General features: G+C 65.1%; 20 protein-coding genes. 11 read left to right on the top strand and 9 right to left on the bottom strand.

Going from position 1 to position 25,695, the window contains the following annotated elements; translation table 11 throughout:
- Positions 1 to 153 precede the first annotated feature (153 nt).
- The 7 genes from hisF to AB6M95_RS07135 all read right to left on the bottom strand — a co-directional run bounded on the left by hisF (position 154) and on the right by AB6M95_RS07135 (position 9,645).
- Positions 154 to 951, bottom strand: a complete 798-nt coding sequence (gene hisF / locus AB6M95_RS07165) for an imidazole glycerol phosphate synthase subunit HisF (protein WP_371386058.1) — start codon at positions 949 to 951, stop codon at positions 154 to 156.
- The gene (locus AB6M95_RS07160) at positions 948 to 2,327 is read right to left on the bottom strand and encodes an N-acetyl sugar amidotransferase (protein WP_371386057.1); all 1,380 of its coding nucleotides are present in this window, start codon (positions 2,325 to 2,327) and stop codon (positions 948 to 950) included. Before AB6M95_RS07160 ends, hisF begins: the two co-directional genes overlap by 4 nt.
- A 122-nt stretch (positions 2,328 to 2,449) precedes the next feature.
- Positions 2,450 to 3,322 carry a hypothetical protein gene (locus AB6M95_RS07155; RefSeq protein ID WP_371386056.1) on the bottom strand — a complete coding sequence of 291 codons (873 nt, stop codon included), beginning with the start codon at positions 3,320 to 3,322 and terminating at the stop codon, positions 2,450 to 2,452.
- 67 nt (positions 3,323 to 3,389) lie between these two features.
- Positions 3,390 to 4,589 carry an acylneuraminate cytidylyltransferase family protein gene (locus AB6M95_RS07150; protein WP_371386055.1) on the bottom strand — a complete coding sequence of 400 codons (1,200 nt, stop codon included), beginning with the start codon at positions 4,587 to 4,589 and terminating at the stop codon, positions 3,390 to 3,392.
- A 23-nt stretch (positions 4,590 to 4,612) separates the two neighbouring features.
- A complete protein-coding gene (locus AB6M95_RS07145) occupies positions 4,613 to 6,637 on the bottom strand; it encodes a glycosyltransferase family protein (protein ID WP_371386054.1) in 2,025 nt (674 codons plus the stop codon).
- 28 nt (positions 6,638 to 6,665) lie between these two features.
- Positions 6,666 to 8,723: a class I SAM-dependent methyltransferase gene (locus AB6M95_RS07140; protein WP_371386053.1), complete on the bottom strand. Its 2,058-nt coding sequence runs from the start codon at positions 8,721 to 8,723 to the stop codon at positions 6,666 to 6,668.
- Positions 8,724 to 8,778: 55 nt separating this feature from the next.
- Positions 8,779 to 9,645 carry a radical SAM protein gene (locus AB6M95_RS07135; protein WP_371386052.1) on the bottom strand — a complete coding sequence of 289 codons (867 nt, stop codon included), beginning with the start codon at positions 9,643 to 9,645 and terminating at the stop codon, positions 8,779 to 8,781.
- A 737-nt stretch (positions 9,646 to 10,382) separates the two neighbouring features.
- On the opposite strand from AB6M95_RS07135, the gene AB6M95_RS07130 reads away from it, so the two are divergent.
- Together AB6M95_RS07130 and AB6M95_RS07125 are read left to right on the top strand one after the other, a co-directional pair.
- Positions 10,383 to 11,201, top strand: coding sequence for an FkbM family methyltransferase (locus AB6M95_RS07130; RefSeq protein ID WP_371386051.1), 819 nt, complete (start codon positions 10,383 to 10,385; stop codon positions 11,199 to 11,201).
- A gap of 3 nt (positions 11,202 to 11,204) precedes the next feature.
- Positions 11,205 to 12,041, top strand: a complete 837-nt coding sequence (locus AB6M95_RS07125; RefSeq protein WP_371386050.1) for a class I SAM-dependent methyltransferase — start codon at positions 11,205 to 11,207, stop codon at positions 12,039 to 12,041.
- Here the strand turns inward: AB6M95_RS07125 and AB6M95_RS07120 are convergent.
- Entirely contained in the window at positions 12,012 to 13,364 is a 1,353-nt protein-coding gene (locus AB6M95_RS07120; protein ID WP_371386049.1) for a tetratricopeptide repeat protein, read from the bottom strand. The genes AB6M95_RS07125 and AB6M95_RS07120 overlap by 30 nt on opposite strands.
- Before the next feature lie 71 nt (positions 13,365 to 13,435).
- Between AB6M95_RS07120 and AB6M95_RS07115 the strand changes: the two genes are divergently transcribed.
- From AB6M95_RS07115 to AB6M95_RS07080, 8 genes are all read left to right on the top strand, one after another.
- Positions 13,436 to 14,728, top strand: a complete 1,293-nt coding sequence (locus AB6M95_RS07115) for a glycosyltransferase (protein ID WP_371386048.1) — start codon at positions 13,436 to 13,438, stop codon at positions 14,726 to 14,728.
- Positions 14,713 to 15,570, top strand: coding sequence for an FkbM family methyltransferase (locus AB6M95_RS07110; RefSeq protein ID WP_371386047.1), 858 nt, complete (start codon positions 14,713 to 14,715; stop codon positions 15,568 to 15,570). The genes AB6M95_RS07115 and AB6M95_RS07110 overlap by 16 nt, the downstream gene beginning before the upstream one ends.
- A 55-nt stretch (positions 15,571 to 15,625) precedes the next feature.
- Positions 15,626 to 16,642, top strand: a complete 1,017-nt coding sequence (locus tag AB6M95_RS07105; protein WP_371386046.1) for an elongator complex protein 3 — start codon at positions 15,626 to 15,628, stop codon at positions 16,640 to 16,642.
- Between the two features lie 216 nt (positions 16,643 to 16,858).
- Positions 16,859 to 17,989: an amidohydrolase family protein gene (locus AB6M95_RS07100; protein WP_371386045.1), complete on the top strand. Its 1,131-nt coding sequence runs from the start codon at positions 16,859 to 16,861 to the stop codon at positions 17,987 to 17,989.
- Between the two features lie 22 nt (positions 17,990 to 18,011).
- Positions 18,012 to 18,941 (top strand): aspartate carbamoyltransferase catalytic subunit, encoded by a 930-nt coding sequence (locus AB6M95_RS07095; RefSeq protein ID WP_371386044.1) that lies wholly within the window; start codon positions 18,012 to 18,014, stop codon positions 18,939 to 18,941.
- Between the two features lie 491 nt (positions 18,942 to 19,432).
- Positions 19,433 to 20,716, top strand: coding sequence for a dihydroorotase (locus AB6M95_RS07090; protein ID WP_371386043.1), 1,284 nt, complete (start codon positions 19,433 to 19,435; stop codon positions 20,714 to 20,716).
- Between the two features lie 135 nt (positions 20,717 to 20,851).
- Positions 20,852 to 22,186 carry an HD domain-containing protein gene (locus AB6M95_RS07085; RefSeq protein ID WP_371386042.1) on the top strand — a complete coding sequence of 445 codons (1,335 nt, stop codon included), beginning with the start codon at positions 20,852 to 20,854 and terminating at the stop codon, positions 22,184 to 22,186.
- A 141-nt stretch (positions 22,187 to 22,327) separates the two neighbouring features.
- On the top strand, positions 22,328 to 23,200 hold the full coding sequence (locus tag AB6M95_RS07080; RefSeq protein WP_371386041.1) for a hypothetical protein: 873 nt from the start codon (positions 22,328 to 22,330) through the stop codon (positions 23,198 to 23,200).
- Between the two features lie 77 nt (positions 23,201 to 23,277).
- Here AB6M95_RS07080 and AB6M95_RS07075 read toward each other — a convergent pair whose 3' ends face one another.
- A complete protein-coding gene (locus AB6M95_RS07075; RefSeq protein ID WP_371386040.1) occupies positions 23,278 to 24,171 on the bottom strand; it encodes a LysR family transcriptional regulator in 894 nt (297 codons plus the stop codon).
- A 111-nt stretch (positions 24,172 to 24,282) separates the two neighbouring features.
- Here AB6M95_RS07075 and AB6M95_RS07070 point away from each other — a divergent pair, with 111 nt between their 5' ends.
- Entirely contained in the window at positions 24,283 to 25,572 is a 1,290-nt protein-coding gene (locus tag AB6M95_RS07070; protein ID WP_371386039.1) for an APC family permease, read from the top strand.
- Positions 25,573 to 25,695 lie beyond the last annotated feature (123 nt).

The following is a 25,695-nucleotide window of genomic DNA, read 5'->3' as shown; positions in this document are numbered from 1 at the left end:
GAAAGAGCCAGCGAGTTGCCTCGCTGGCTCCATGAATACAATTATTACAGGAATCATTCGGCGTTACAGCATAAAACGCCTATCAGCCGATTGGGAGCCGCTGTGAACAACGTCTTGCAACTCCACAGCTAGCGCGGGGTCCGGCGGGCGGCGTCAACCGTCCGATCCGGCGGTGTCCGGCCATTCGTTGTGCGGGACGATGCCGACCCCGGCTTCGGCGAGGCTGCTCCGGGCGTCTTCCAGCGTGCAGCGTCTGTAATGGAGGGCGCTGGCCATGGCCACGGCGCTGGTCCCCGAGTTCCGGACCACCTCGACCAGGTGTTCCGGGGAGCCCATGCCCCCGGAGGCGATGACCGGCACCGGGACGGCCCGGCACACGGCCTCGACTAGGTCGACGTCGAACCCCTTGTAGGTCCCGTCGCGGTCCACGGAGGTCAGGAGGATCTCTCCGGCCCCCAAATCCACGGACTTGCGCGCCCAGTCCACAACGTCCAGGCCGGTATGCTCGCGCCCGTTCTCCACGTAGGCTTCCCATCCCTCGCCCGAGGCCCTGCGCTTGGCCTCGATGGACAGCACCATGCACTGCGAACCGAAGGTCTCCGCGATTTTCGTGATCAGGGCGGGATTGGCGATGGCCGCGGTGTTCACGGCCACCTTGTCCGCCCCGCAGCGGAGCATGGCGCGCACGTCGTCGGCGGAGCGGATGCCCCCGCCAACGGTGATGGGCACGAAAATGTTCCTTGCCGTGCTGCGCAAAAGCTCGCCGAGGCTGTTGCGGCCGTACAGGGCGGCGACGGCGTCCATGTACAGGATCTCGTCGACGCCGTGCCGGTAGTACTCCAGGGCGAACTCGCCGGGATTGCCCACCACGCGCAGCCCCTCCAGGCAGATGCCCTTGATCAGGTTGGGGCCCTTGATGTCCAGCCTGGCGATGAGGCGGAAGGGGATCACGGGACGTCCTTGCGGTAGCTGGCGTACTGGTTGCCGCGCCATCCCTCGGCGTGCACGGATTCCCCGGTCCCCTCCTTCCAGATCGGGTGCCGCAGCTCCCATCCGGTCCCGGTCCACTTCCACAAATGGGGCGAGCGGAACGAGTCGCAGAGGTTGTCGAAATACGCCCTGTCCATGACGGGCTGCTCGAACCGGGCATGGGCCTCCGGGTACTGGCTTGCCGGCACGCTCAGGTAGGCGAACAGCTCGTCGATGAAGCGCTCGGGAAATTCCCCGTCGTATTTTTTGACCAGGGCCACCCCTTCCTCGCGGGTCAGGTCGCCGCAGCGTATCTCGGCGAAGGCCTCGTAGGTGGCCCTGCCGATGCCGAATTTCATGAACGTGGTGTAGTAGTGCAGGTCGTCGAGTTTGTCGTCGATGCTGTTGTATTTGGTGTAGGTCCCCGGGGTGCGCTCGGGCGCGGCCTCGAAGTTCCCGTGCTCGACTGCGTAGTAGTAGTTGTGCTGGGGATGCCAGCGCAGGTAGTAGCCGAGGTAGTGGACCTCGCATTGGAAGTCGTTCTTCTCATCCTCCATGATGGGCAGGTAGGGGCGCACGTCGTTGTTCGTCAGCCCGAAGTTCTCCTTGAGCTCTCCGATGCTCAGCCCGGCAAGGACGATGTCGTCCGCGTTCTTGTTCGTGTAGAAGCTCGCGTCCTGGATCTTGCTGTGCGTCTTCTTGGAGAGATCAACCTCGTATTCCCCGTAGAAAATCAAGGGAATCTTGTACTTGTGGGCGATCTTCGGGGAGATCCCCTTTTGCCCGAGTATGAAGGGCTGAAACGGGTGCAGGAGATTTTCCAGGGCCAGCCGGGTCAGCAGTCGATGGGTCAGGCCGTTGGGGTGCACCAGGATGTTTTCGAAGCCCGCGTGTATCCACCGTTGGAAATTCTTCCAGCCCCAGTCGGTGTAGATGTGCGGCGCCCAGGTCACGGTCAGGGGGTGCATGCCGTATTTGTACTTGAGGATGTGGGCGGCGAAGAAGCTGTCTTTGCCTCCGGAGCCGGAGACGATGCAGTCGAAGGCGCCGTCGGTCCGGCGATGGCGGGCGCAGATGTCCTTGAGCTCCTCCTCCTTGGCGTCCCAGTCGAAGGTGCTCCATTTCTTTTCCGCGTACCGGCAGGCGTTGCAGACGTTCTCCCCGTCGAACTGGACGGTCTTCTTGATGCTCTGCTTGGTGTGCTTGAACTCCACCGCTCCCACGGGACGTTGGTTCGAGACGACGCATTTGTTGCAGTAGCTGACCGTCTCCGGCAGCCCATACCGCGTTTCGAACGGCCCTTCGCTTCCGGTGAATTTCGAGAGATCGATTTCTCTCCGTGCGGGATACTTGTGCATCGTGAACATCCTCTATGCTGTTTAGAACTGTGTGGCGTGATTTCGTTTACCATATTGCGAGCCGAACAAGGCAATGCATCCGCCGGAGGCGCGGGGAAAGCGCCGCGTGCCGTGTTCGCCCGTCATCCCCGTCCGTCCTTCCGGTCCAGATGGGACAGGATATTCCGGAACGACTCCTCCAACTTGCCCCTGTCGTCGATGACCAGAGAGCTGTCGAACTCGAATTGGAGATTGTTGTCGAGGAGATGGCTTATTATGTAGGGAGAGGACAGCGCGATGGCGTCGCCGTATTCATCCAGGACCCTGGAGGCGAACAACGCCGTCGAATACGGCGACCAATGGCAGTGCGTCTGGTGAATCCGTTGCGCCTGTTCGTCATGCCTTGTCTGGAACTGGTTGGATGAGTAGACAATGACATTTTCAACGCCTCTTTGCTTCAATTCATCAAAGTACATTCCGATGACATGTTCAAGATTTTCTTGTCTCGACTCCAGATTGTGAATATTGCAATGAATGATCAGCAGTGCACGTTTGTTATTTTTTCTTCTTGGCTCGTCGCACGTATCGACGAGGACCTTGTAGCGGCCCCATGTTCCTACCCTTTGTAAATCCCTCAGTCCCAGAAGTTCGCTTATCTCGTCATCAAGCTTGATGTTCGGGAGCATGAAGTTGTTGTCTTCACACGGGTGTTCGGAGAAATTGTATCTGGATATCAGCTCGAACCAGCTCTCTTGATGCTGGTTTGAATAGCGGCAGAGCAACAACTGAATGGTATTGCTGTTGTAGTCGAGTATCTTTTTGAGCTCTTCCTTGGACGACGCTCCCGTGCTCGGCATGGAGTCCATGCCCAGGGCGTCGCCGTCGGGATCCATCCGCTCGATCTGTTCGCGGAAAAAGGCTATGGCGCGCTGCTGATTCTCGATAATCGAGAGGTACCGCTCCTCATCCCCCGGAACGGGCGGGGCGATATGATCTGTGGCCGTCACGAGTCTCATTTTCTTCTCCCGGGTCCATGCCCTCGCTGTATCTCGGAGTGGCCTCCCGCCGTGCGGTGCCGCCCCGTCATTCTCCGTTCGCAACCCGCAGGTGCCGTTCGGGCGCGGGCGCTTCCTCGGCCGCCGGGCCGTATTCGTATGGTTCGACGTACAGGCCGAGCCGCTTCAGGTCGTCCAGGAGCAGCACCCGGTTTCTGGGGATCAGGGTCTCCTCGGGGGAGTCATAGTCCCTGAGGCTGTCCGGGTTGAACGAGCCGCCAAAGGGGCCACCCGATGCCGGGGCGGACACAAGCCGCATGGCCCGGCTTTGCGTGTAGTGGGTGGGGATGAGCTGGCCGTTCTGCGTGGCCCAGATCTTCTTGTTGGAGAAGAGGTAATGTTCGGCTTCCTCGGTCGCATAGCGGAAGCGCGACACGGAGTTCCCGAGCCGGTTCATGAAAAAGGGGGGATTGGCGGTTTCGAGGATCAGGAGCGGAAGGTCCCGGTCGGCGAGGCGCTCTTGGCCCAGGTGGTCGAACAGGGCGTCCGCATCGAGTCCCTTGGGCGCGATGAGGGTCCAGCCGTCACGTTCGGTCTTGACCACGGGCTTAAGGGTTCGTTCCCGAGCGGTTAGGGCCTCGCAGGCTGCGGCCATGTCCTCTCTGGTATCTATGTCGATGTTTTCGCGCCAGTCGAGGGTCAGCCTGTAGGTCTTTTCGTTGATGTTATAGCCGCTATCCAAGTAGGCCTGTTCCGGGAAGTCCCGGTGAAAGAAGACGTAGCAGGAGGAATTGTAGCGAAAGTAGGAGGCCGGTCCCTTGAGGAAACGCCTGAACCCGCCCTCGCAGGGGTGATAGTAGTCGTGCGAGCAGACCTCGTCCTCGCTGACGGACTCCACCCGGAGGATGTGCCGCGAGCTGATCTCGCGGCAGGCCTCGACGAGCTTGTGCGGCTTGCGGAAGGGATAGGTGGGCATGAACAGTCCCATGAAGTCGATGCCCGTCCTGTTCTCCAGGTAATGCCGGACGACGTCGCGCAGGGGCGAATTGCTCCCGGCCATGCTCGCCGGGCGGTTGAGTATCCGCACTTCGCGCTCGGAATAGCGTTGCCGGACGACGTCGGCGACCTCGTCGCTTTCCGTGGAAACGGTGATGTCGTCAAAGGACTGCGACGCAAGCAGGGCGTCGAGGGTCCAGTGGATCAACGGCTTCCCGCCGAGGGGAAGAATGTTCTTCTTCAGGAGCCGCCTGGAAGAGATGCGGGCTGGTACGAGGGCGCCTATTCTCATGGGTATATCCTGCAAGTTACGCGTTAGTTGGACGCCGCGCGGATGTGCCTGCGGACGTATGAATCAAACAGTTTGGCCTTGATGCCCATTTCGTGCTCGCCCAGGCAGCGCATTCTCCCGCGCCGGGCGATGTCTTCTCGTTCCCGGGGATGGGCCAGGTAATAGAGGATCTTGTCCACCAACTCCTTTTCGTCCGCGAACGTTTCGAGCTCCCGGCCCGGTTCGAACATGGCCGTGATGTTGTCATACGGCTCGGTCAGCAGGAAGGTTCCCGCTCCCAGGGTCTCGAAGACGCGCATGTTCGCGCTTTCCTTCTGCGCCAGATCCCGGCCCGAACCCTCGGCGTAGTTCATCAGCCCGATGCTCCCTCGGGCGTCGAAGGAGATCGCCCCGGAGCGCAGCGCCTTGAGCATTTCGATGCCGAACACCGGGGGACGAAGATGGGGCGCGAGAGCCTTTTGCAGTTCCGGGTCGCTCGGCGAGGCGTGCACCCTGAAGCTGAATCCGTGCTTTTGGGCCGCCTTGGCGATGACGGTGAGCAGGTGGTTTCGCTGGACGTGCTGGGTGGGCGTGCATTGCCCGGAAAAGACCACATCGCATTCCTGGCGGGTCTCACCGATCTGGTCGAGATACCAGGCCGGGAATCCGGGTGTGAAGTGCTCGGCCGCCCTGGCTCCGAGGTCGAGGGCCGCCCGGCGGATGCCGGAAAGGCTCGACAGGATCAGGTCGTAGTCGGTCCAGTCCACGTCGTGGGGGATATTGGCCGCCCGCCATCCGGACAGGAGGCGCGGCCGTTTCGTCAGTCTCCGGGCAAAGGCGGAGTCGAACCAGGCCGGGTCGCCGAAATAGAGCACGTCGGGAGCGATCTCCTCGAGCTGCATCCGGGTCGTTTCGCGGACCCAATCGCCTTCGGGGAAGGGCACGCCGTGTTCCCTGGCCCACTGCTCCTGGGCGGGACGGCAGTTGGGCACGATGAGCCGGGCGTCGTAGCCCAGGGGCTCCAGATAGGGCGGGAGGATGTGGATGCCGCTGAAGGCGTCGCCGACGAGCTCGTCCATCTGGGTCCTGAACGAGGACTGCTCCAGGCCGGGATGCCGGGCGTAGAAATCCTCGACGTAGGGAGTGTAGAAGAGGTGCCCCTGGACCATGGAGAGCCGTTCCGGAACCTCGGACGCGGTCCCGCTTGAGGCCTGAGCGGCGAGGGGACGGGCGGGTTCGCTTCCGCGGCGCGGCCGCCGGGGCGAGACCTCGACGTCGATGCCGCCCTCCCACATGAGCATGGTGTTGAGGTTGCGGGCCATGAGGTTGACCAGGGCGGAAAAGGCCTGTTCCCGGTCCGTGCGCGGGGCGTTGTGCATGTCCTGGAGGATGCCGTGCCCGATGCATTCCATCTGTCCGGGCGAGTATTCCCGGAAGGACAGGACCCCGTCTCTGTTGTCCACGGCCCACTTGTGCCCGGATACGCCCGCCGCGTTCAGGAACAGGTCCTTGCTTGGCGCCGGAGTCTCAATGTACCCCCGCTTGGCAATGCGGGACAATTCGGCGCAGGCCGCCTCGGGGTCGGCCGTGTGCTCCAGCACGTGGGAGCAGTAGACGAAGTCGAACTCCTTGTCCGCGAAGGGGGTGCTTTCCACGCTGCACTCGTAGCAGGGCTTGCCGTCGACGAACCGGAACGGCTCCCCGGCGCGGCCCAGCGCGTGATCGGAAAAGGTTATGTCCGCGAGGTGGGTCGCTAGGGGAAAGGGGATGTGCCCGCTGCCCATGTCCAGGACCTTGTCGCCCGGCCGGATGGGGAAATCGTAGCAGCGCGACTGGTAGAGCGCGTAGCGGCTCCTGTCCTCGAGCTTGCCGAACAGGTCATGGGCCAGGACGAGGATGTCCTGTCCGGGCGTGAACCCTTCGAGCAGCATTTGTTCCAGGAGGTCGAAGGCCTCGTTGTGGTTTCCGCCCGCGAACAAGGCGGTGGACAGCGACAGCCCCTCTTCGATGGAACGTATCGGGCGGTTGCGCTTGCGCCGTCGTGCGGCATGGTCGAACAGTGCGGACATGGTGGTCGCTCTCCAATCGTGCGGTTCGTTAACCCAGTAAACCCAGCGCTTCCGGCGGCAGCATCCTGGCCAGAAGGGCGTCGGCGAAAAATTTGATTCCCCAGCTCGGCAGAACGTACGGGCAGTAGTTTCCGCCGGCGGGCCAGGAGCCGAAGAGCCCACCCCGAAGGCCTGGTTCCAGCTGCGCGCCCGTCAGTTGGAGGCGCTTGAGCCCGTCGACGAGGGCCCCGGCCGCCTCGTTCATGCCTTCATCCCCGAGACGGAGGGACATGCGCATGAGGAAGAAGGCGATCTGCGCGTTGCCGGTCAGGCAGGACCAGGCGTCCTCGCTCCGGAAGCGGGCGTCGAGGGTGCCGGGCAGGCCGGGCAGGCAGGGCGCGCCGGGCTCGGGCGTCGCCAGCGCGGCCTGGATGTTCCGTGCGGCCCTGGTGAGCAGCGAGACGATCTTGTCGTGGGGGATGTCCGCCTCTTCGTAGCCGAGGGATTTCTCCAGCCCCGTGAGGAGGTAGCCGGTGAGATGCGTCCAGGGCCTTCCCGGGTCGCCCAGGCTCGTTTCGTCGAAAAATCCGTTGTCATGCGCTTTGGATAGGATCCAGCGCGTTGCCTGTTCCGCGGCCGTGCGGAAACGGGGTCCGCTCGAGCGCCTGGCCGTTTCGAGGAGCGCCCAGACCACGCGGGACTTGTACGTTCTGGGCCCGGCGTAGACGTAGCGGGCCCATTTCCCCTCGCCGTCCAGGGCCAGGGTCGTGAAGTATGCCGCACGGACGGCGGCCTCGAGAAAACGGTCGTCGTGCAGGGCCTCGTGCAGGGCGAGCCAGCCGAGCATAACTTGTCCGGTGTTGAAGACGCGCGGCCGGGGATGGTAGAAGCCCAGGGATTCGCCCGCTCCGCCGAGGGGGGACTGGATGTCAAGCTCCCACTGTCCCAGCGCTTTGGCGGCATCGAGCAGCCCCGCGCGGCCGGGCAATCTGGCCGCCGCGGCGTAGGTGGCCGCGATGTACCCGGTGACTTCAGGGTAGGAGAACCCGTAACTCGCCGACATCGGGTCGTAAAAGGCTGGAATGCCCCGGTCGGGAGCGGCCAGCCGGGCGGACTCGAACCAGTCGAAACAGGCCGCCAGATGTTCCTCGTCGGTGCCTTGCAAGCCGGTTTCCGCCTGGACGTCGAAGCGGTCGAGCCGGGTCCTGACCTCGGCTTCCCGTTCGGGGTCGGCACAGGCCGCCTTTCTTTCGAATTCGGCCCTCAGCCCCGTCACCCTTTCGTCCTCGCCGCCCGCCGCGACGAAATCGTCGATCAGGCGGATGCCGTCGGCGGGGCGTCCCGTTCCGCGCACCACGCCGAGGGCCGTGAGGGCCGCGAGGGCGTCGGCCGGATTGAGTTCCAGGGAGCGCAGGACGTGCTGCCATCCCCTGTCCTTCTCGCCTGCGGCGAAGAGTCCGATTCCCTTGTCCCGTTCCGCCCCGGCCAGTTCGGCGAGGTCCCGCGACTTGACGGCCTCCAGGAAGAACATCTGCTCGGGCCGGTTGTCGATGGCCTCGATGCCGGGGATGGCGCTTTCCCGGTACTCCATGCGCCGGATCGAATCGAAACCGGCCTGGCTGAAGAGCAGGCTCAGGGACTGGAAGTCGTAGACGTGGCGGCAACGCTTGGTCCCGGCCCGGAACCCGCCGAAAAATTCGTTGAGCTTGTCGCCGAAGGTGGCGCCGGGAAACCGGTCCCTGCCGTCGGGGAGCTTCTCGGCGTAGAAGGCGTCGCCCTGGAGGTAATGGGAGACGAGCTCCCGCAGGTCCTGCACGGCGAACCGGGCGATGCCGCCCGGAACGAGCACCCTGTGGACGTCGGCCACGACCTCGGCGGCGCGTTCCCTGGCCAGGTAATTGATCGCGGAGATGCAGACGAGGTGGCGGACCGACGCGTCGGGAAAGGGGAGGAGCTTTTCGTCGAGATCGATGACGATGTCCGCCGGGGGGTTGACGTCCAGGTTGACGTACCCCGGAAGCAGGTTGGTCCCGCAGCACAAGTTGACCCTGAGCCCGTCCGGGACGGGAGCGGCGGAGTGGTTGGGGCGGGTGGAGTCGATGGTCATGGGACTTCCTTTTTCGTTTTCCTGTGCACCTTGCGGAGCCTTGGTGATCGCCGCCCTACAGGAGGCAGTTGCGTTTGCAGAATTCCGGGAAATTCCCGTTGCGGACGTCAGACCTGAAGCGCTCGTATTCGGGGCTGTCCCAAATCTCCCGGACGCCCTGGCGGGCGATGTCGCCGAACACCTCCTGCCCGTCGTTGTCGTAGCAACAGCACACTGCCTGTCCTTCGCGCAGGATGGTGAAGACGTTGCGCGCGTTCTGGCAGGCGCGCATGCGGGCGGCCCGTTTTTCCCCGTCCGAACCGTTGTCGCGGACGTATTCGGGGATGTCGGAGGGCTTGAGCAGCGACCCCTCCCGCAGGTAGGGCGGCTTGAAATACGCTTCCAGCCCCAGGTCCCGGCATATCCGCCCGAAGGCTTCCATTTCGTGCCGGTTGTGCTCGAAGACCAGGAATTGGGGTATGATCTTGACCGCCCCGCCCGTGCGCCGGTTTTCGGCGGCGAGCAGCGCCAGCCCCTCCATGGCCTTGCGCACGTCTCCACCCCGGCGGTACCGCTCGTAGACCTCCTGCGTCACGCCGTCGATGGACACGATGACGTCGGTCACGCCCGAGCCGATGAGCTTTGCCGCGCTGTCGGCGTCGATGGTGTTCGCGTTGGTGCTGATGTTGCTCTTCGAGAATTTCGCGGTCCGGGCGATTATCCTGAAGATGTCCGGGTTGAGCAGCGGTTCCCCCCAGACGTGGAGATAGGCGTATGCGCAGTGCGGCTCGATGGCCTCGGCCACGACGTCGTAGAAGTCGCCGGACATGACGCCTTTCCCCCTGTTCGCCAGGCCGCTGCCGACGGCGCATTCGGGGCAGGACAGGTTGCACCCGAAGGTCGTTTCCACCGCGAAGATGAGGCTGGGGTCACGTTTTTCCACTGAGTCATTTCCTCCAACTACGGCCGTTGGTGTTGTTCCATGAGCCGGGCATCGCCCCGCTCCCCCGGCGAACCGCCAGGGGGAGGCGGATATCCCGCCGGTCCGCCCATTCGGTTCCCGAAAGTATCGTTCATTCATTCAAGAAATGTTCCAACTCATGGGGTGGAGGGGCGGCGGCTCCGGCGGCCGCGTTGGCGGCATCGGCCGCTGCGGGACCGCCACGGCCCGCGCAGCCGGGTTCCCGCCGCTGCCGGGCGGGCCGCGAGGGCGGCGCGGCTCCGTTCAGGGCTCGGGGCCGTTGCGCCGGGCAGGGCCCGTTCTTTCCGGGTCGGGCGCACGGTAGCCCCCGTGCTGTCAAATAACCGTCAATTTTTGCCGCCCCGCCGTGCGGCGATTCCCGGTAATCCCACGGGGAATTCAGGTCCGGCGGCCTCCGTGCCGGTTGCTGGCGTGATCCTTGCTTGGCAAATCCGATCGGATGTACCGGGAAAAAACATTAGGTTGTTAATGATTTTTTTGGAAGGGCCAACCGGGCCACAGACGCGTGAAAATTTAACATGCTTGTTTTATTCAAGTTTTATTGTACCCTGATTACGGTCGGAGGGTGGGGACTTGGCAGATGCGAGAAAAATCATTAATGGGGTAAATAATTTGACGCCCCGTCCGTCGCGGTTGCTTCCCGCTTGCGCCGGGTTCGTCCGGGCCGGTTCGAGACGCCGTTCAGGGGAGGAATATTGATGGCTACCCTTTATTCCGAAGAGGAATGCCGACAGGAGTTTTACCGCCTGCGTGAGCGGTTCGAATCCTTTCCCCGGTTCACCCCCGTGGAAATCCGCTTTCTCGACTTCACCTTCAACGTCCCGGACGCCTTGAGTTTCGTCTACCAGTTCCGGGATATATTCTGGTACGAGGTGTACCGTTTCGATCGGGAAAGCGCTCCGGCCGGGGCGGTACTCGATTGCGGGGCAAACGTGGGGCTCAGCGCGTTGTGGTTCGGGATAAATTATCCCGGGTTCCCTCTCGTCGCCTACGAACCCGACCCGCGGATAGGTCGCTTTCTCTCGGAAAATATTGCCGCCAATCTGGGTGCCGACACCCGTTCCCACGTGGAGGTTCGCCATGAGGCTGTCATGGACGCCTCCGGCCCGGCCCTGTTTCATTCGGATGGGGCCGACGGCGGACGCGTGGTTGTGGGCGGCGCGCGCGGCGGCGCGGAAACGCTGATCGAGGTGTCGACCGTGCGGCTGCGCGATGAACTGCTTGCCCGGGGGCCGGTTTCCCTGCTCAAGCTGGATGTCGAGGGCGCCGAGGAAGCCCTGGCCGTCGACTGCTCGGATGCCCTGGCGCAGGCCGCGAACATATTCATCGAATACCACTCGTTCAAGGGCCGGCCGCAAGGGCTGGAGGCCATACTGGCCGTCCTGCGCGGGGCCGGATTCCGCTATTACGTGGAGAACATTCGCAAGAGAAGACATCCCTTTCTGTATGACAATCCGGCTGAGACCATGGATCTGCAACTAAACATATACGCCCGGAAGCGGGCTGGCGGGAGGTAATTGATGCTCGTGCCTGAATGGATTCGTTCCATAAAAGATGAAAACGCGAACGCGCTTCCGGGTTGTTCGGAAGAGGAAATCGTTGATGCTCTCGTCGCCGACCCGTCGTTGATCGGTCTGAATTCCGCAGCCCTAGGGGCCATGGCCGGTGAGCAGCTCCGAGAGTATCTGGCCGGGGAATTCTACTTCCTGCTATGGCGGAAATTCGGGCGAGCGGCCTCCGAACGCCTGTTCAAGGCCCAGTGGGGGTATGGCTCTCCGGAATGGTTCGACCACCGCCACCACATCCTCGAGCCGGATCGTTGGTGCACCGACTACTGGGCCGAGTCGGCCGACAACGTCTTGCGGGTCTTACCCTTGGGGGGGAGGCTCCTCAACCTTTGTTCGGGGGATGGGTTCTACGACTATTACTTCTACCGCAAACGGGCCGAAGACATTGTCTGCGTGGAACGTGACGGCTCCGCGATTTCACAGGCCAGGCGGCTGCACCTCGACCCGCGCATCACCCTTATCGAAGCGGACGTCCTGTCGTATGAACCGCCGTCCGGACAGTTCGACGTCGTGGCCATTCGCGGGGCCATTGAACACTTTGGACAGGCCGAACAGCAGGCTATTTTTCAGAAGGCCCACCAGGCCCTGAAACCGGACGGCTGGTTCTGCGGCGACACCGTCCAACGTCGAGAAGACGGAAACAAGCATCTGACCTTTCATGAATTCGAATGGGCGGACGAGAGGGAAATGGCTGCCGAACTCGGCCGGGTCTTCGGGACCGTCGAGACCCATACCATGGTCTCCAAGGAGACCACGACGTTATTCTGGCGTTGCCGGAAGGATGCGTAAGGCCGGGCTGAAACGGACCGGAGTGGACGGATTGTCCCGGACCATGGCCGGGAGCGAGAAGGGTGAGGAGAGCCCGGCCATGTAGGGGACCGGGCACATGAGGGACGCGCTTCTGGCGAAAATGAATTCGCGGGTCATGTGGGACAGGGCCAGCAGGAAGTGCTTGCGGCCCTCCCCGGGCAGGGACAGGACGAAGTCGGAGGCCGACGGGCCGTCCCGGCCGATGAAATTCTGGGCGAAGTAGAGCCCGAACTCGTACCAGGCCCTGGGGGCCCAGTTCGTCGGGTGGAGCACATGGAAGGCCATGGGCGAGAGGTTGTGGACGGTGGGGAGTCCTTGTTCCAGGGCGAAGCGCGGTGTAAAGTAGTCCCACCAGGGCAACCCCATGCAGAATTCCGAACCGGGAAGCGTGCGGAGCAGCTTTTGTCCGAAAAAGAAATAGTCAAAACCGATGTCGAAGAAATCCCCTCGGGACACGACGCCCTCGGCCGTATCGACCCGGGAGCCGAAGACCAGCCCGTCCGGGGCGTGTTCGGCCAGGAACCGGGGGAGTTCGGGACATGGGGCCAAGGCTATGTCCGCGTTGACGATGCCGCAGACCGCCGCCCCGGTGTTCGCCAGGGCGTCGAAGATCGCGTCCAGGCGCACGTACGGGTTCCCCGACGCGGAGCGGTGGATCGCCGTGGTCGGGACAAAGGTCACATCCGGGAAGAAGGGGGCCAGGGCCCCTATTTCGTCGGCGGGGTTGACCGAGACGATCTCGAAGCCGAGCGCCTTCCAGGTCCCGAGGGTGGCGCCGTGAAACGCCTTGCGCCGGGGGGGGATGCTCGTCGCCACGACCATGCGCCGCCGGTCCGTTCCGTCGCCTGTTTCCGACGGGGCCGAAAACGCGTTGATTGCGGCCCCCTTGTCGTGCGGCCTGGCCTGGAGGACCTTTTCGAACCATGTGCGCGCCGGCTCCCCCTCGCCGCGCGCGAGGTGGACGTGCGCCGTCAGCTTGGCCAGGTCGACGTCCTCCGGCAGCCGCTCCAGGAGCGTCCGGCAGATTTCCATTGCCGCCCCGCTCTCGCCCCGAGACAGGGCGATGGCGGCCCGCATGAAGGCCAGGGGGGGCTCGAGGTCGGCGGGGGGCAGGCGGTCGAAACGCGCATCGGCGCCGCCCACGTCGCCGCGAAGGATGTCCTCCCTGGCGGATTTCCACAATTCGAAGGACGCCTGGGTCTGCGGAGGGGCGCACACCCCGTCGAGGCCGATGGTCCGTCCGTCTGCGCCTCGGGGGCTCTCTTCGGCGGATGCCGGGTGGTTGCGGGGAGTGGTAGCCATGTACTTGCTAATGGGGAAAGCGTTGCGCCCTTGGTGGAATTGGAACAGACCTCTGTTTAAGGCTAAGACATATGAACATCGCACAAATTTGTCACGATAATTTTGGCGGGGCGGGCAATGCCGCGCGAAGGCTGCACGAAGGCCTGCTCGGTCTCGGGCAGCGCTCCTCGCTGCTGGTCATGGTCAGGCAGGGCGCCGATCCCGCGACGTACGTCATCCCCCCCAGGGACGGTTTCCCGCTCAGCCCGGCCGCCGGACTCGGCGGTCACCCGGACTTCGCCGCCAGCGTCAAACGCTGGGGGCGCAGGGTGGGGCGGTACGGGAACAGGCCCAAGGGGCTCGAACTGTTCACGGACGCCGGGGCGGTCAGCCGTTTTTGGGACATGGATCAGGTCAGGGAGGCAGACGCGGTCATCCTGCATTGGATCTGCGGCGTCATCGACGTGGCGGGCGAAGCGCTCGCGGCGCTCAAGGGAAAGGCCGTCGTCTGGGTGCTGCACGACATGAACCCGTTCACCGGGGGCTGCCATTACGCCATGGGCTGCGACCGCTATGCGCAGGCCTGCGGAGTCTGCCCCCAACTGGGCTCGAGGCGTTCGGAGGACTTGTCCCGGCGGGTCTTCGAAGACAAGCTCCGGGCCTACGCCGATCTCGATTTCACGGTGGTCACGCCGAGCCGCTGGCTGGCCGGCAAGGCCGGCGCGGGCAGCCTCATGCGCGGGCGGACCATCGAGGTCGTCCCGAACTCCGTGCCCACGGACATTTTCAGGCCCATGGACCGCGCCGCGTCCAGGGCGAAGCTCGGCATCCCCCCGTCAGCCTCGGTGATTTTGTTCGGGGCCGAGAGCCTGGGCAACCGGCGCAAGGGGGTCGGGCATCTCCTGGCCGCCCTGGATATCCTGGCCGCCCGAAAGCCGGACCGGGACATCGCCCTGCTCACGTTCGGGGGAGGGACTCTCCCGGAAGGATTGCCTTTCCCGGCATACCATGCCGGAATCGTTCGGGACGAGTCGGAACTGGCCGCCGTGTACGCCGCCGCCGACGTCCTGGCGTTGCCGTCGCTGGCGGACAACCTCCCCAACGTGGCCCTGGAGGCCATGGCCTGCGGACTGCCCACGGTCTGCTTCGCCATCGGCGGCTTACCCGAAATCGTCGATTCCGGCAAAACCGGGTTGCTCGCGCCCCCCGGCGACGATGCCGGATTCGCCGAGGCCCTTGCGCGGGTCCTCGCCGACGGCCGGGGCCCGTACTCCCGCTGCCGTGAGGAAGCCCTTGAGAGATACAGCCTGAACGTCCAGGCGTCCCGATTCGTTTCATTACTCGAACGCATAGTTCCGCAGGAGGCTCCATGCTCAAATCCCTGACCCCGAAGGATCTCGACGGGGGCGTCAACCTTCTCGATATCGGCTGCAGCGGCGCTCCGGACGAGAAATGGCGTCCCATCCGCCGCCTGGTCAATTACATCGGTTTCGACCCCAATCAGGCGGAGTGCGAACGCCTGGACGCCGAACCCCGGGAATTTCTTTCGACGCGGCATCTGCCCTATGCCCTGGCCGGGGAGGACGGCGAGCGCGAACTGTTCAAGACCAAAAGCATCTATTGCTATTCGCTCCTCGAACCCAAGCATGAATGGCTCGAACGGTTCTCCTACGCGGATCTCTTCGAGGTCGAGGGAACGATTCCGGTCACGGTCAAGGCCATGTCCAACGTCGCGGAACTGGCGGCGTTCGACGCGGATGTGGTCAAGGTGGATTCGCAGGGCCTGGACATGGAAATCCTCCGCAACGGGCGGGACATCGTTTCGCGGGCCTTCTACGTGGAGACCGAGCCCGGTTTCGTCGAGCACTACCGGGGCGAGAACACCTTCTGCCAGGTGGCCGGACTCATGGGGGAACTCGGCTATCTGCTCTTCGGCCTGACGCTGTGCGGCGTGCCGAGAAAGGGCCCGTTCGCCAAGCGGAAGGGGAAGACCCAGGTCATGTGGGGGCAGAACGTCTGGCTCAAGGACTACGTCGCCCTGGAGGCGGAAGGGCGGGCCGGGACGCTGACCCGCGCCAAGGCCCTCAAGGCCCTGCTCCTGTGCGCCGTGGAGGGGGTCCCGGATTTCGGCTACGAACTGGCCGTTTGCTTCCGGGGCAAGGGGCTGCTTTCCGGCCAGGAACTGGAATCCCTCTCCTCGGAAAGCGCCTGGAACCTTTCGGAGTAACCGGCCCCGCCCGGCAGGGGATGCAAAACGCGGCGAAAGCCCGTATCCTCCGGTCATGCGCTTCGCCCATCCCGAACCCTCGCCCGCGTCCGCCCGCATCTGGCCGGTCTTCCTGCCCTTTGCCGGGTGCCCGCACCGCTGCGTGTTCTGCGCCCAGGACAAGCAGACCGGCCGGGATGACGCGGACCTGGACGCCGTGCGCCGGGAGCTGGAAACCGATCTTCAGGGCGCGCTCAACCAGGGGCGCGGCCCCTATGAGCTGGCCTTCTACGGGGGCACCTTCACGGCTCTGCCCGCGCCGTGGCCCGAGACCTTCCTCGCCCTGGCCGACCGCTTCCGCAAGTCGGGCCTGATCTCCCGCGTGCGCTGCTCCACCCGGCCGGACTGCGTGGACCCGGACGGCCTGAAGCTCCTCGCCGCTCTCGGTCTGGACATGGTCGAGCTGGGCATCCAGTCCTTTGACGACGGGGCGTTGCGCGCCTCGGGCCGGGGGTACTCGGGCAAGATGGCCCTGGCCGCCTGCGCCGTGGTCCGCGATGCCGGGCTGGCGCTCGGCATCCAGCTGCTGCCCGGCCTGCCCGGCGACCGGCCCGGCCTGTTCCAATCCGATGTGCGCACGGCCGCCGGGCTCGCGCCCGAGACGGCCCGGCTCTACCCCTGCGTGGTGGTCCGGGGCACGCCCCTGGTCGACCTGTGGGAGCGGGGCGGGTATGCGCCGTGGACCACGGACCGGGCCGTGCACGAGCTGGCCGAGGCCTTGCCCGTGCTCTGGGCCGAGGGCGTCCGGGTCATCCGTCTGGGGCTGGCCCCGGAGCCGACCCTGGACGCAAACGTCCTGGCCGGGCCGCACCATCCGGCCCTGGGGCAGTCCGCCCGCGCCCTGGCCCTGTTCGAGATCATCCGGGCCAGGGTCCGCGAACTGGGCCGCCGCCCGTCCGTTCTCGAGGTGCCGCGCCGCTACTCCGGCGAGTTTTTCGGCCATGCGCGGGAGCTGGCCCCGACCTATTTCGAGCTGGGGTTTGCCGAGGGCTCGATCCGGTTCGCGGAGACGGAGTTGTTTTCCCTGGAATAATGCCGCCCGCCACCACGGGCGACAGCCGGGCGACAGCGGGCATTTCGGCGTGAAATCCGGTTTTGCGGGCCCCGCGAACGGCCGGAGCGGCCACCGGGGGGGGTGCCGGTTTTTCTTTACCCCGGCCGGAAAACATACTACGAAATATTCTCAGCCCGTGCGCGGGCACTTCACCGTAGACATCGAACCGAAAGCAGGGGAGACGAATTAACCGAAATGGTTGAACTCGTTCGCGCGGCCAGAGCCGCGACCATGATACCCGGCGCGCCCGTCATCCAAGACGCCGCCATCCTCGTCGAACAGGGGATCATCAGGGAAATCGGCACCTTCGCCGCCCTGCACAAGACCCATTCCGGCGACGTCCTCGATCTCGGGGACGTTTTTCTGTGTCCAGGCCTGGTCAACGCCCATTCCCATCTCGAACTGGCCCACCTGCGCGGCAAGTGCCCCGCCGGTCAGGGCTTCGTCACCTGGGTGGAAGACCTGCTCAAACAGCCCATCTTCGATCTCGAGCCGGACCTGCTCGCCCAGGCAGTGCAGGAACTCAAGCGAACCGGCACCGTCATGGTCGGGGACATCGCCACCCGTTTCGCCAAGGAGATGGCCGGAATGCTCGAAGCATCCGGCCTTTTTTTCGCGGTCTTCTGCGAGGCCATCGGCGAGACCGTGCCCAAGCGGACCTTCATCCCGTCCGGCGAGTTTCAGGCGGGCTTCATCTCCGTGGCCGGGCACTCGCTCTACACCACCCATCGGGACGTGCTCCGGGCGGCCAAGGCCGAGGCCCGCGAAAAGCGGCTGCCCTTTTCCCTGCACCTGGCCGAGCACGACGACGAGACGGCCATCATGGCAGGCGAGCCGAGCGCCTTCCTGGATCTGCTCCAGGCGCGCGGGCGGCTGCTTGACTTCGAGCCGCCGGGCAACCGCCCGGTGGAGCGGGCCGCCGAACTCGGCCTGCTCGACGAAACCACCCTGGCCGTGCACTGCGTCAAGGTCACGGACGAGGACATCGCCACCGTGCGCGAATCCGGGGCCACGGTCTGCCTGTGCCCACGCTCCAACGAGTTCATCGGCGTGGGCCGCGCCCCGTGGGAGAAGTGGTTCGTGTCCGGCACGCCCCTGTGTCTGGGCACGGACTCCCTGGCCTCGAACACCGACCTCGACCTGTGGAACGAGGCCCTGTACCTCAAGGAAAATTTCAACGGCGGGCTGTCCCTTGACGACGTGCTCGCCATGGTGACCCGCAACCCGGCGCGAATCCTGGGCTCGGGCAACACCCTCGGCACGCTGGAACCGGGCAAGGTCGCGGCCTTCGCCATGGTCCCGGAGACTCTGCAAGCGTTATTCTAGGATGCCGGAGGCAAGAAACGATATGAAATGGTTACACAAGGACCTCCTGGACGTGTCCCAGCTCTCCAAGCCGGAGGTCATGGCGATCTTCGAGACGGCGGGGCGGTTCCAGGAATTGCAGGAGAGGCCGGTCAAGAAGGTGCCCACCCTCAAGGGCCGCAGCGTGGTGCTCTTCTTCGCTGAACCGAGCACGCGCACCAAGACGAGCTTCGACGTGGCCGGAAAGCGGCTGTCCGCCGACACCTTCTCCCTGGCCAAGAGTTCATCCAGCCTGACCAAGGGCGAGTCCCTCAAGGACACCGCCCTGACCCTCCAGGCCATGGCCCCGGACGCCATCGTCATCCGGCACTGGTGCTCGGGCGCGGCCCGGTTCCTGGCCGACCGGCTGGACTGCTCGGTCATCAACGCGGGCGACGGGCGGCACGCGCACCCCACCCAGGCCCTGCTCGACTCCTTCACCCTGCACCAGGAGTGGGGCGACGTGGCGGGCAAGACCATCCTCATCCTCGGCGACATCGCCCACAGCCGCGTGGCCCGGTCCAACGTCATCCTGCTGACCCGGCTCGGGGCCAAGGTCCGCCTGTGCGGGCCGCGCACCCTGCTGCCCCCGGCGCTCAAAACCTGGCCGGTCAAGGTCTTCTCCGACCTGAATGAGGCGGTCAGGGGCGTGGACGCGGTCATGTGCCTGCGCCTCCAACTGGAGCGCCAGAAGGACGGCCTGCTGCCCGACCTGCGCGAATACTCCCGGACCTTCGGCCTGGGCGCGCGGCACCTGGAGCTGGCCAACCCGGACGTGCGCATCATGCACCCCGGCCCCATGAACCGGGGCGTGGAGATCAGCTCGGAGCTGGCCGACTCGGCAGGCTCCCTGGTCCTCGACCAGGTCGCCAGCGGCGTGGTCGTGCGCATGGCTTTGTTGTTCCTGTACATGACCAGGAAGGGCGAAGAGTAGGAGAGGGTGGATGCCGCCTGCGGCGGCGATAGTCGGGTGACTTCGCCTCCGGCGGGCAAAGGGCGAGCCCTTTGCAATCCCGTTGTCGCCTTCGGCGAAGGTGTTTATTTGAAAAGAAAAGCTCTCGTGGACGACCTACCCCGCGAAGCGGCTATAAAAAGTTTTGGAGATCCCTAAGAACCTTTTCCAAAAGGTTCTTAGGCCCCCGGAGGGGCCCCCGGCAGGGCCGCCGGAGGCAAAAAGGAAGTGGATGCCGCCTGCGGCGGCGATAGTCGGATGACTTCGCCTCCGGCGGGCAAAGGGCGAGCCCTTTGCAATCCCGTTGTCGCCTTCGGCGAAGTTGTTCATTCTGGGAAAGGCCGTTGCGGGTGATACCCCCGCGAAGCGGCATAAAAAGTTTTGGAGATTCCTAAGAACCTTTTCCAAAAGGTTCTTAGGCCCCCGGAGGGGCCCCCGGCAGGGCCGCCGGAGGCACACACAGGAGGCTCAATATGGCCAAGATCGATTTGATAGTCAGGCGCGCCAAGCTTAACGGCAAAGACGTGGACGTCTTCGTCTCCAAGGGCAAGATCGCCGAGGTGAAACCCTCGGCCGAATCGCTGGACGCGGGCGACGCGCACGTGGAGGAGGCCTACGGGCTGACCCTGCTGCCGTCTTTGACCGACGTGCACGTGCATCTGCGCGAGCCGGGGTTCGAGTACAAGGAGGACGTGGAGTCCGGTCTGCGGGCGGCCGCCTGGGGCGGGTTTTCGAACATCATGTGCATGGCCAACACCAAGCCGGTGAACGACAACGCCTCGGTCACCGAGATGATGCTCGACAAGGCCCGCAAGTACTGGCCCAAGGGCCCGAGGCTGTTCCCCATCGGCGCGCTGACCAAGGGGCTCAAGGGCCAGGAGCTGGCCCCCATGGCCGAGCTGGCCGAGGCGGGCTGCGCGGCCTTTTCCAACGACGGCGTGCCCGTGGAGTCGACCAAGATTTTCCGCCTGGCCGTGGAATACGCGTCCGACTGGGACCGCGTGGTCATCGATCACTGCGAGGACCCGTACCTGGGCGTGGGCGCGGGCGTCAACGAGGGCGAGGTGTCCAGCCGCCTCGGGCTGCCCGGCCAGCCGGACGTGGCCGAGGCCCTGCAGGTGGCCCGCGACATCCTGCTGGCCGAGTACCTGGACCTGCCCATCCACCTGGCGCACATCTCCTGCCGCAAGTCCGCCGACCTGATCCGTTTCGCCAAGGCGCGCGGGGTCAAGATCACGGCCGAGACCACGCCGCACTACCTGACCATGACCGAGGCCGTGCTGGAGGCCGAAGGCACCGAGTACGACACGGCGGCCAAGGTCAATCCGCCCCTGCGGCCCGAGGACGACCGGCTGGCCATGATCGAGGCCTTGAGCGACGGGACCATAGACTGCCTGGCCACGGACCACGCGCCCCATGCGGGCCATGAGAAGGAGACCGAGTTCGACGTGGCCCCGTGCGGCATCACCGGCCTGGACACGGCCCTGTCCGTGACCTGGGGGCTGGTCAGGGACGGCGTGCTGACGCGCGAGACCTTCCTGCGCGCCTGGACCACGGCCCCGTGCAAGGTTTTCAACCTGCCGGTGAACACCTTTGCGCCCGGCGACCCGGCGGACTTCTTCCTGTTCGACGAGGACGAGGAATGGACCGTTTCGCCGTCCACCCTGCATTCCAAGGGAAAAAACACGCCGCTGCTCGGTTCCGTGCTGAAAGGGCGGGTAAAAACCCATTTCATTGCGGGGAAAAAGATTGTATAGCAGGGATTCCCGCCGGCCGACCATGCGCCCGGGAATCGCGCCGGGGCAGACCCTGTCCCAGGGGCGCAACCTTGCAACGATTCAATGCGAGGCCGTTCGCCCCGAAGCGGCGCGGGCGGCCGAAAGAGGAGAGATATGAGCCAGCCTTTCAAAGATGCTGTCGGCTTTTGCAAAACCATAATGCGCAACGGGTTTGACGCCTATATCATCAACGTCCGGCTCCAGGCGCTCACCCTGGACGAGACGGGCAGCGAGCAGGAACTGGACATCTGCACCGAAGCCCCGTTCGACGAACTGAAGAAATATTTCCCCAGCATGGAGGAATCCGCCGACAAGGGCACCATCGGCACCCTGGTCGAAGGGGGAGTGACCTACTTCTTCTATCCCGCCCCCACCGAAGAGGCCGCCTACACCGACGAGACGGTGGCGACCATGACCCCGCGTCTGCTCAAGCGGCTGGAGCGGCGCGGCGACATTCCGCTGTCCGCGGTCTGCCCGTTCATCCCCAAGGCCAAGGAGACCTACGCCGACTTCGCGGACTTCTCCGAGGGCCAGATCCGCTTCAAGGGCATCCCGGACCAGGCTCTGAAAAAGGACTACTCCCTGGCCTACCGGGCCATGCGCTTCGCCGCCAACTTCGACAAGGAGATCGAGGCCAACTCCTGGGCCGCCATCGTGCGCTGCTCCCGGCGGGTGCTCGACTACGTGCCCATGTCCGACTTCCTGGACGAGTGGCGCAAGGTCGAGGCCGAGTCCATGCACAAGTTCTTCGGTCTGCTCTTCGACTCCATGCTCCTGCACGGGCTCATCCCCGAGATCGCGGCCCTGTCTCGGGTCTCCCAGATCAAGAACCCGGAGGAGGGCTCCGAGGAGACCGTCCTGGCGCACACCCTGGACGTCATGCGGGCCTATCCCGAGGAGTTGCCCTACGACTGGTTCGGCACCGTGGCCTGCCTGTTCCACGACATCGGCAAGCTCTACACCGCCGAGTACTACGAGGGCCGCTGGAATTTCCTGCAGCACCACCGCGTGGGCGCCAAGGTCACCCGCAAGGTCCTGAAGAGGCTCCACTTCGAGGAGCAGGACATCGACCTGATCTGCGATCTGGTCCAGAACCATATGCGCCCGCACTTCATGCTCACCGACAAGGGCATCCGCCGGCTGCGCTCCCTGGACGAATACCCGCGCATCATGGAGATGGTCCGCGCCGACATCAAGGCGCGCAACGGCTCCTGGCGCGAGTTCAACCACAACCTCAAGATGGCCGAACGCGCCGACATCCCGGATCTCGAGCTCGAACCGCTGCTCGACGGCAACCGGATCATGGAGCTGGCCAAGCTCAAGCCCGGCCCGGCCATCGGCAAGATCCGCGACCAGCTCCTCGAGGCCCAGGTCCGCGACGACGTCTCCACCGTCGAAGAGGCCGAAGACTTCGTCCTCGATTACGTAGAAGAACACCGCCTGTACTAAAAAAGGCGACAGCACACTCGGAAAGCCCCGGTCCGGCCCACGCCGCACCGGGGCTTTCTCGTGGGCGATTGCCTCCGGCGGCCGGGGGAAGCAAGTTTTTTTGTTAAGGAGTGTAAAGAAAGGGGGCGGGGGGCCGATAAGATGACCATGCAAATCTCCGGCGCACATATGAACTACGGGTTCATGCACCAGCTCAAGATGCGGAAGAATCGGGGCGAAGACCTGGGTTCCGCGGCTTCGCTGCTGGACAACTCGCCGGGCATGCGCCTCGGGCAGGTGGCGGTGATCAACCCGGCCAAGGACGGGCTGACCCCGGCGGCCATGGCCCTGGCCAATGCGCCGGGACAGGCGGGCAAGCTGTCCGGGGACTATCCCCGCACCCTGGGCGAGACCTTCGCCAACGAGATCGTCCGCCGCATGGGCGAGGTCAAGGACGGGAACGGCGAGGTCAAGGACACCGCCGATCTGCGCAGCCAGCTGGCCTCGACCATGGACTGGGTCCGCGAGCGGTTCGGCGACCAGACGGCGGCCGCGGCCGCAGGCATGGTCATCCAGGCCACGTCGTCCGGCGTCAACGAGGACACCCTGGGCAACGGGCTGCTCAACACCCTCAAGTTCATCGACCGCAACTTCGGCACCAACGCGGGCGACACGGCCATCAGTCAGTTCAATTCGGGCATCAACACCGCCCTGAACGACTTTTTCGACAACGGACAGAGCGAAATATTCCACGTGGCCGAGTCTTCGGGAGGGGCTTCGGCAACCCAGGCCGCCAGTTCGCGCCTCTTCTCCCGGATAGCCCAGGGCACGGATTCCTCCGACGCCCCGGACCAGCTCAAACAGCTCTTGGAGCAGCTCAAGGCCGAACTGGACAACACCGCCCAGCTCCAGGACCTGACCACCCAGCTGGAGGAGCGGTTCAACCCGGCCAAGGCGTCCGTGGACCAGGCCATGGTGGCCTACCAGAAGGTGCCGGGCGACACCTCGCCCCAACTGACCAGCGTAACAGTCTAGGCTCCACCCTGCCGGACTTTTTGCAGCCGACTCCCGCGAGTCGGCTTTTTTCGTGCACGGGGCCGGGGCCCGGCGGATCAGGCCACCATGCGTCGCTCCACGTCCCAGACCGTGCGCACCGCATCGCGGAACTCGCGGATGGGCGAGCGCCCTCCCTGCGCCTCCATGAAGGACAGGCAGAGCGGGACCTGCAGGCGCTCGGGCCAGAGCACGGCCAGACCGGCCTGCGCCAGCCGTCTGCCCTCGTCCTCGCGCAGCACGGCCACGCCCATGCCTTCGGCCACCAGCTCGCGCATGATCGCCTCGTCCACGGTCTGCTCCACCGGATTGGGCTCCACCCCGAAGGCCGACATGCGCTGGCGCAGGGCCACGTGGAAGGGGCAGCCCCGGAAGGTGTATATCCACGGCAGGGCGGCCAGGGCCCGCCAGTCGCCGGGAGCCAGTCCCTCGGCCATGGCCGTGGGCACGGCGATGACCAGCGGCACCGAGGCCACGTACTCGTCGTGCACCCCTTCCTCGTTCCACATGCCGAAGCGGAAGCCCACGTGCATCTCGCCGGAGCGCAGGGAGGCCGCCGTGTAGCGGCTCTGCGAGACGATGAACGACAGCTGCACGCCCGGCGCGTCGGCGTGCATGGTCCGGGCCAGCTCGGCCATGCGCAGGAAGGCCGGGTCCGAGTTCAGCCCGACCACCAGCCGCGAGGACGCGGTCTGCTTGAGCCCCTCGCCCCGGGCGCGGAAAACCTCCATGGCCTGGATGGCCGCCCGGGCATAGGGCAGCAGCGCCTCGCCCTCGGGCGTTATGAGCATGCCCCTGGCCTGACGCACGAACAGGGGATAGCCCAGCGTGTCCTCAAGCTGCTTGATCTGTCCGCTCATGGCCGACTGGCTGAGAAAGACCGTCTCGGCCGCCCTGGTCAGGTTCCCGGCAAAGGCCACGGCCACAAAGCACTGCAATTTGCGTATATCCACGTCATTGCCCCTTTCTGCGTTCCGGTTTTCCGAATGGATACCCGGAAAATTCGAATTGGATTTTTCATTCTTTCGCATGATAACAAGGATGAATCAAGAAGGAGAGCTTTGATGAGCCAACGGAAAATCGGAACGGTTCCTTTGTCCTGCCTGATGACGGGGGCGGTCCTCGGGGCGGGCATCATCATCCTGCCGCCCCTGGCCATCGAGGTGGCCGGGCCGTGGGCCTTGCCCGCCTGGGGCGCGACCATGCTCTTCGGCGTGGCCTTCGCCTACATCTTCGCCAGGGTGGGGACGCTCTTCCCCGGCGAGGGCGGGGCGGCCGACGCCGTGGCCCGGGCCTTTGGGCCATGGGCCAGGGACCTGGGGGCCTACGCCCTGGCCGGGGCGGCCCTGTTCGGCCCGGCCGCGGTCATGCTGACCGTGGCCAACTACCTGCCTCCGGGCCTGCTGCCGGACACCCCGGCCGCGCACGGCCAGGCCGCCGCCGTGGTCCAGTTGACCAGCGCCCTGCTCCTGGCCGGAGGGCTTCGGACCATGAGCCGCGTGGCCACCGTCCTGACCGTGTCGGCCACCGGCCTGCTCCTGGCCGGGGCCGCCGTCACCCTGGCCTTCCACCGTTCGCCCGTGGCCGTGGACGCCCTGCTCGCACTGCCGCCGCTGTCCGTCCCGACCCTGGGCTACACCCTGCTTTTGCTCTTTTTCGCCGTGGTCGGCTGGGAGGTGGTCGGCAACTACGGGGCCGAGGTGCGCGACCCGCGCCGGACCATGGTCCGGGCCGCCATTCTGGCCGGGACGGTGGTCGGCCTGGTCAGCCTGGCCGTGGCCGCCGGGTTGCAGTTGGGCGCGTTCCCGGAAGGGGCGGGGCACGGCGTGGCCGGGCTGCTCCATCCGCTGTTCGGCCCGGCTGCCCCGTGGATCATGTCCGCCCTGGTGGCGGCCCTGTGCGTGACCACCTATCTCATGTTCGTGGGCGCGGTCGTCCGTCTGGTGGCCCACCTGGCCCGGCAGGGCGGCCTGCCCGCCTGGATCGACCGGCGCAACGGGCGCGGGGTGCCGGTGGCCGTCCTGGCCGTCTACACCCTGGTCCACCTCGGCCAGCTCGCCCTGGTCTCCCTGGGTGTGCTCGACATGGCGGGCATCCTGGCCATCGCCGACGGCTTTTTCCTGGTCAATGCCCTGCTCGGGGCCCTGGCCGCCGCCAAACTCCTGGCCGCGACCCTGCCGCGTGTGGTGGCCCTGGTCCTGGCCCTGTGCCTGTTCGCGGTCCTGCTCAGCTCCCGCTGGCCGGTGCTGGCCGCCATTGCACTCATGGCCCTTGCCCTGGGCCTGCGCTCCGCCCGCAACCGGCGTCCTGCAGGGGAGCCCGCCGTCGCGGAACGGGTCGAGGCCAAACCCTAGGCCCTTCGCCGCACACAGGCTTTCGCCCAACAAAAAAGGGCCGGAATTTCCGGCCCTTTTTGTTTTTCCAGGGAACCCACCGCCGCAAGGCTTGCGCGAGTGGGTCAGCCGTGTCGGTTTCGA

Origin of the sequence: Pseudodesulfovibrio karagichevae, from assembly GCF_041414475.1 — a bacterium.
GTDB lineage: Bacteria > Desulfobacterota > Desulfovibrionia > Desulfovibrionales > Desulfovibrionaceae > Pseudodesulfovibrio > Pseudodesulfovibrio karagichevae.
This window is presented reverse-complemented; position numbering and strand designations above follow the sequence as displayed.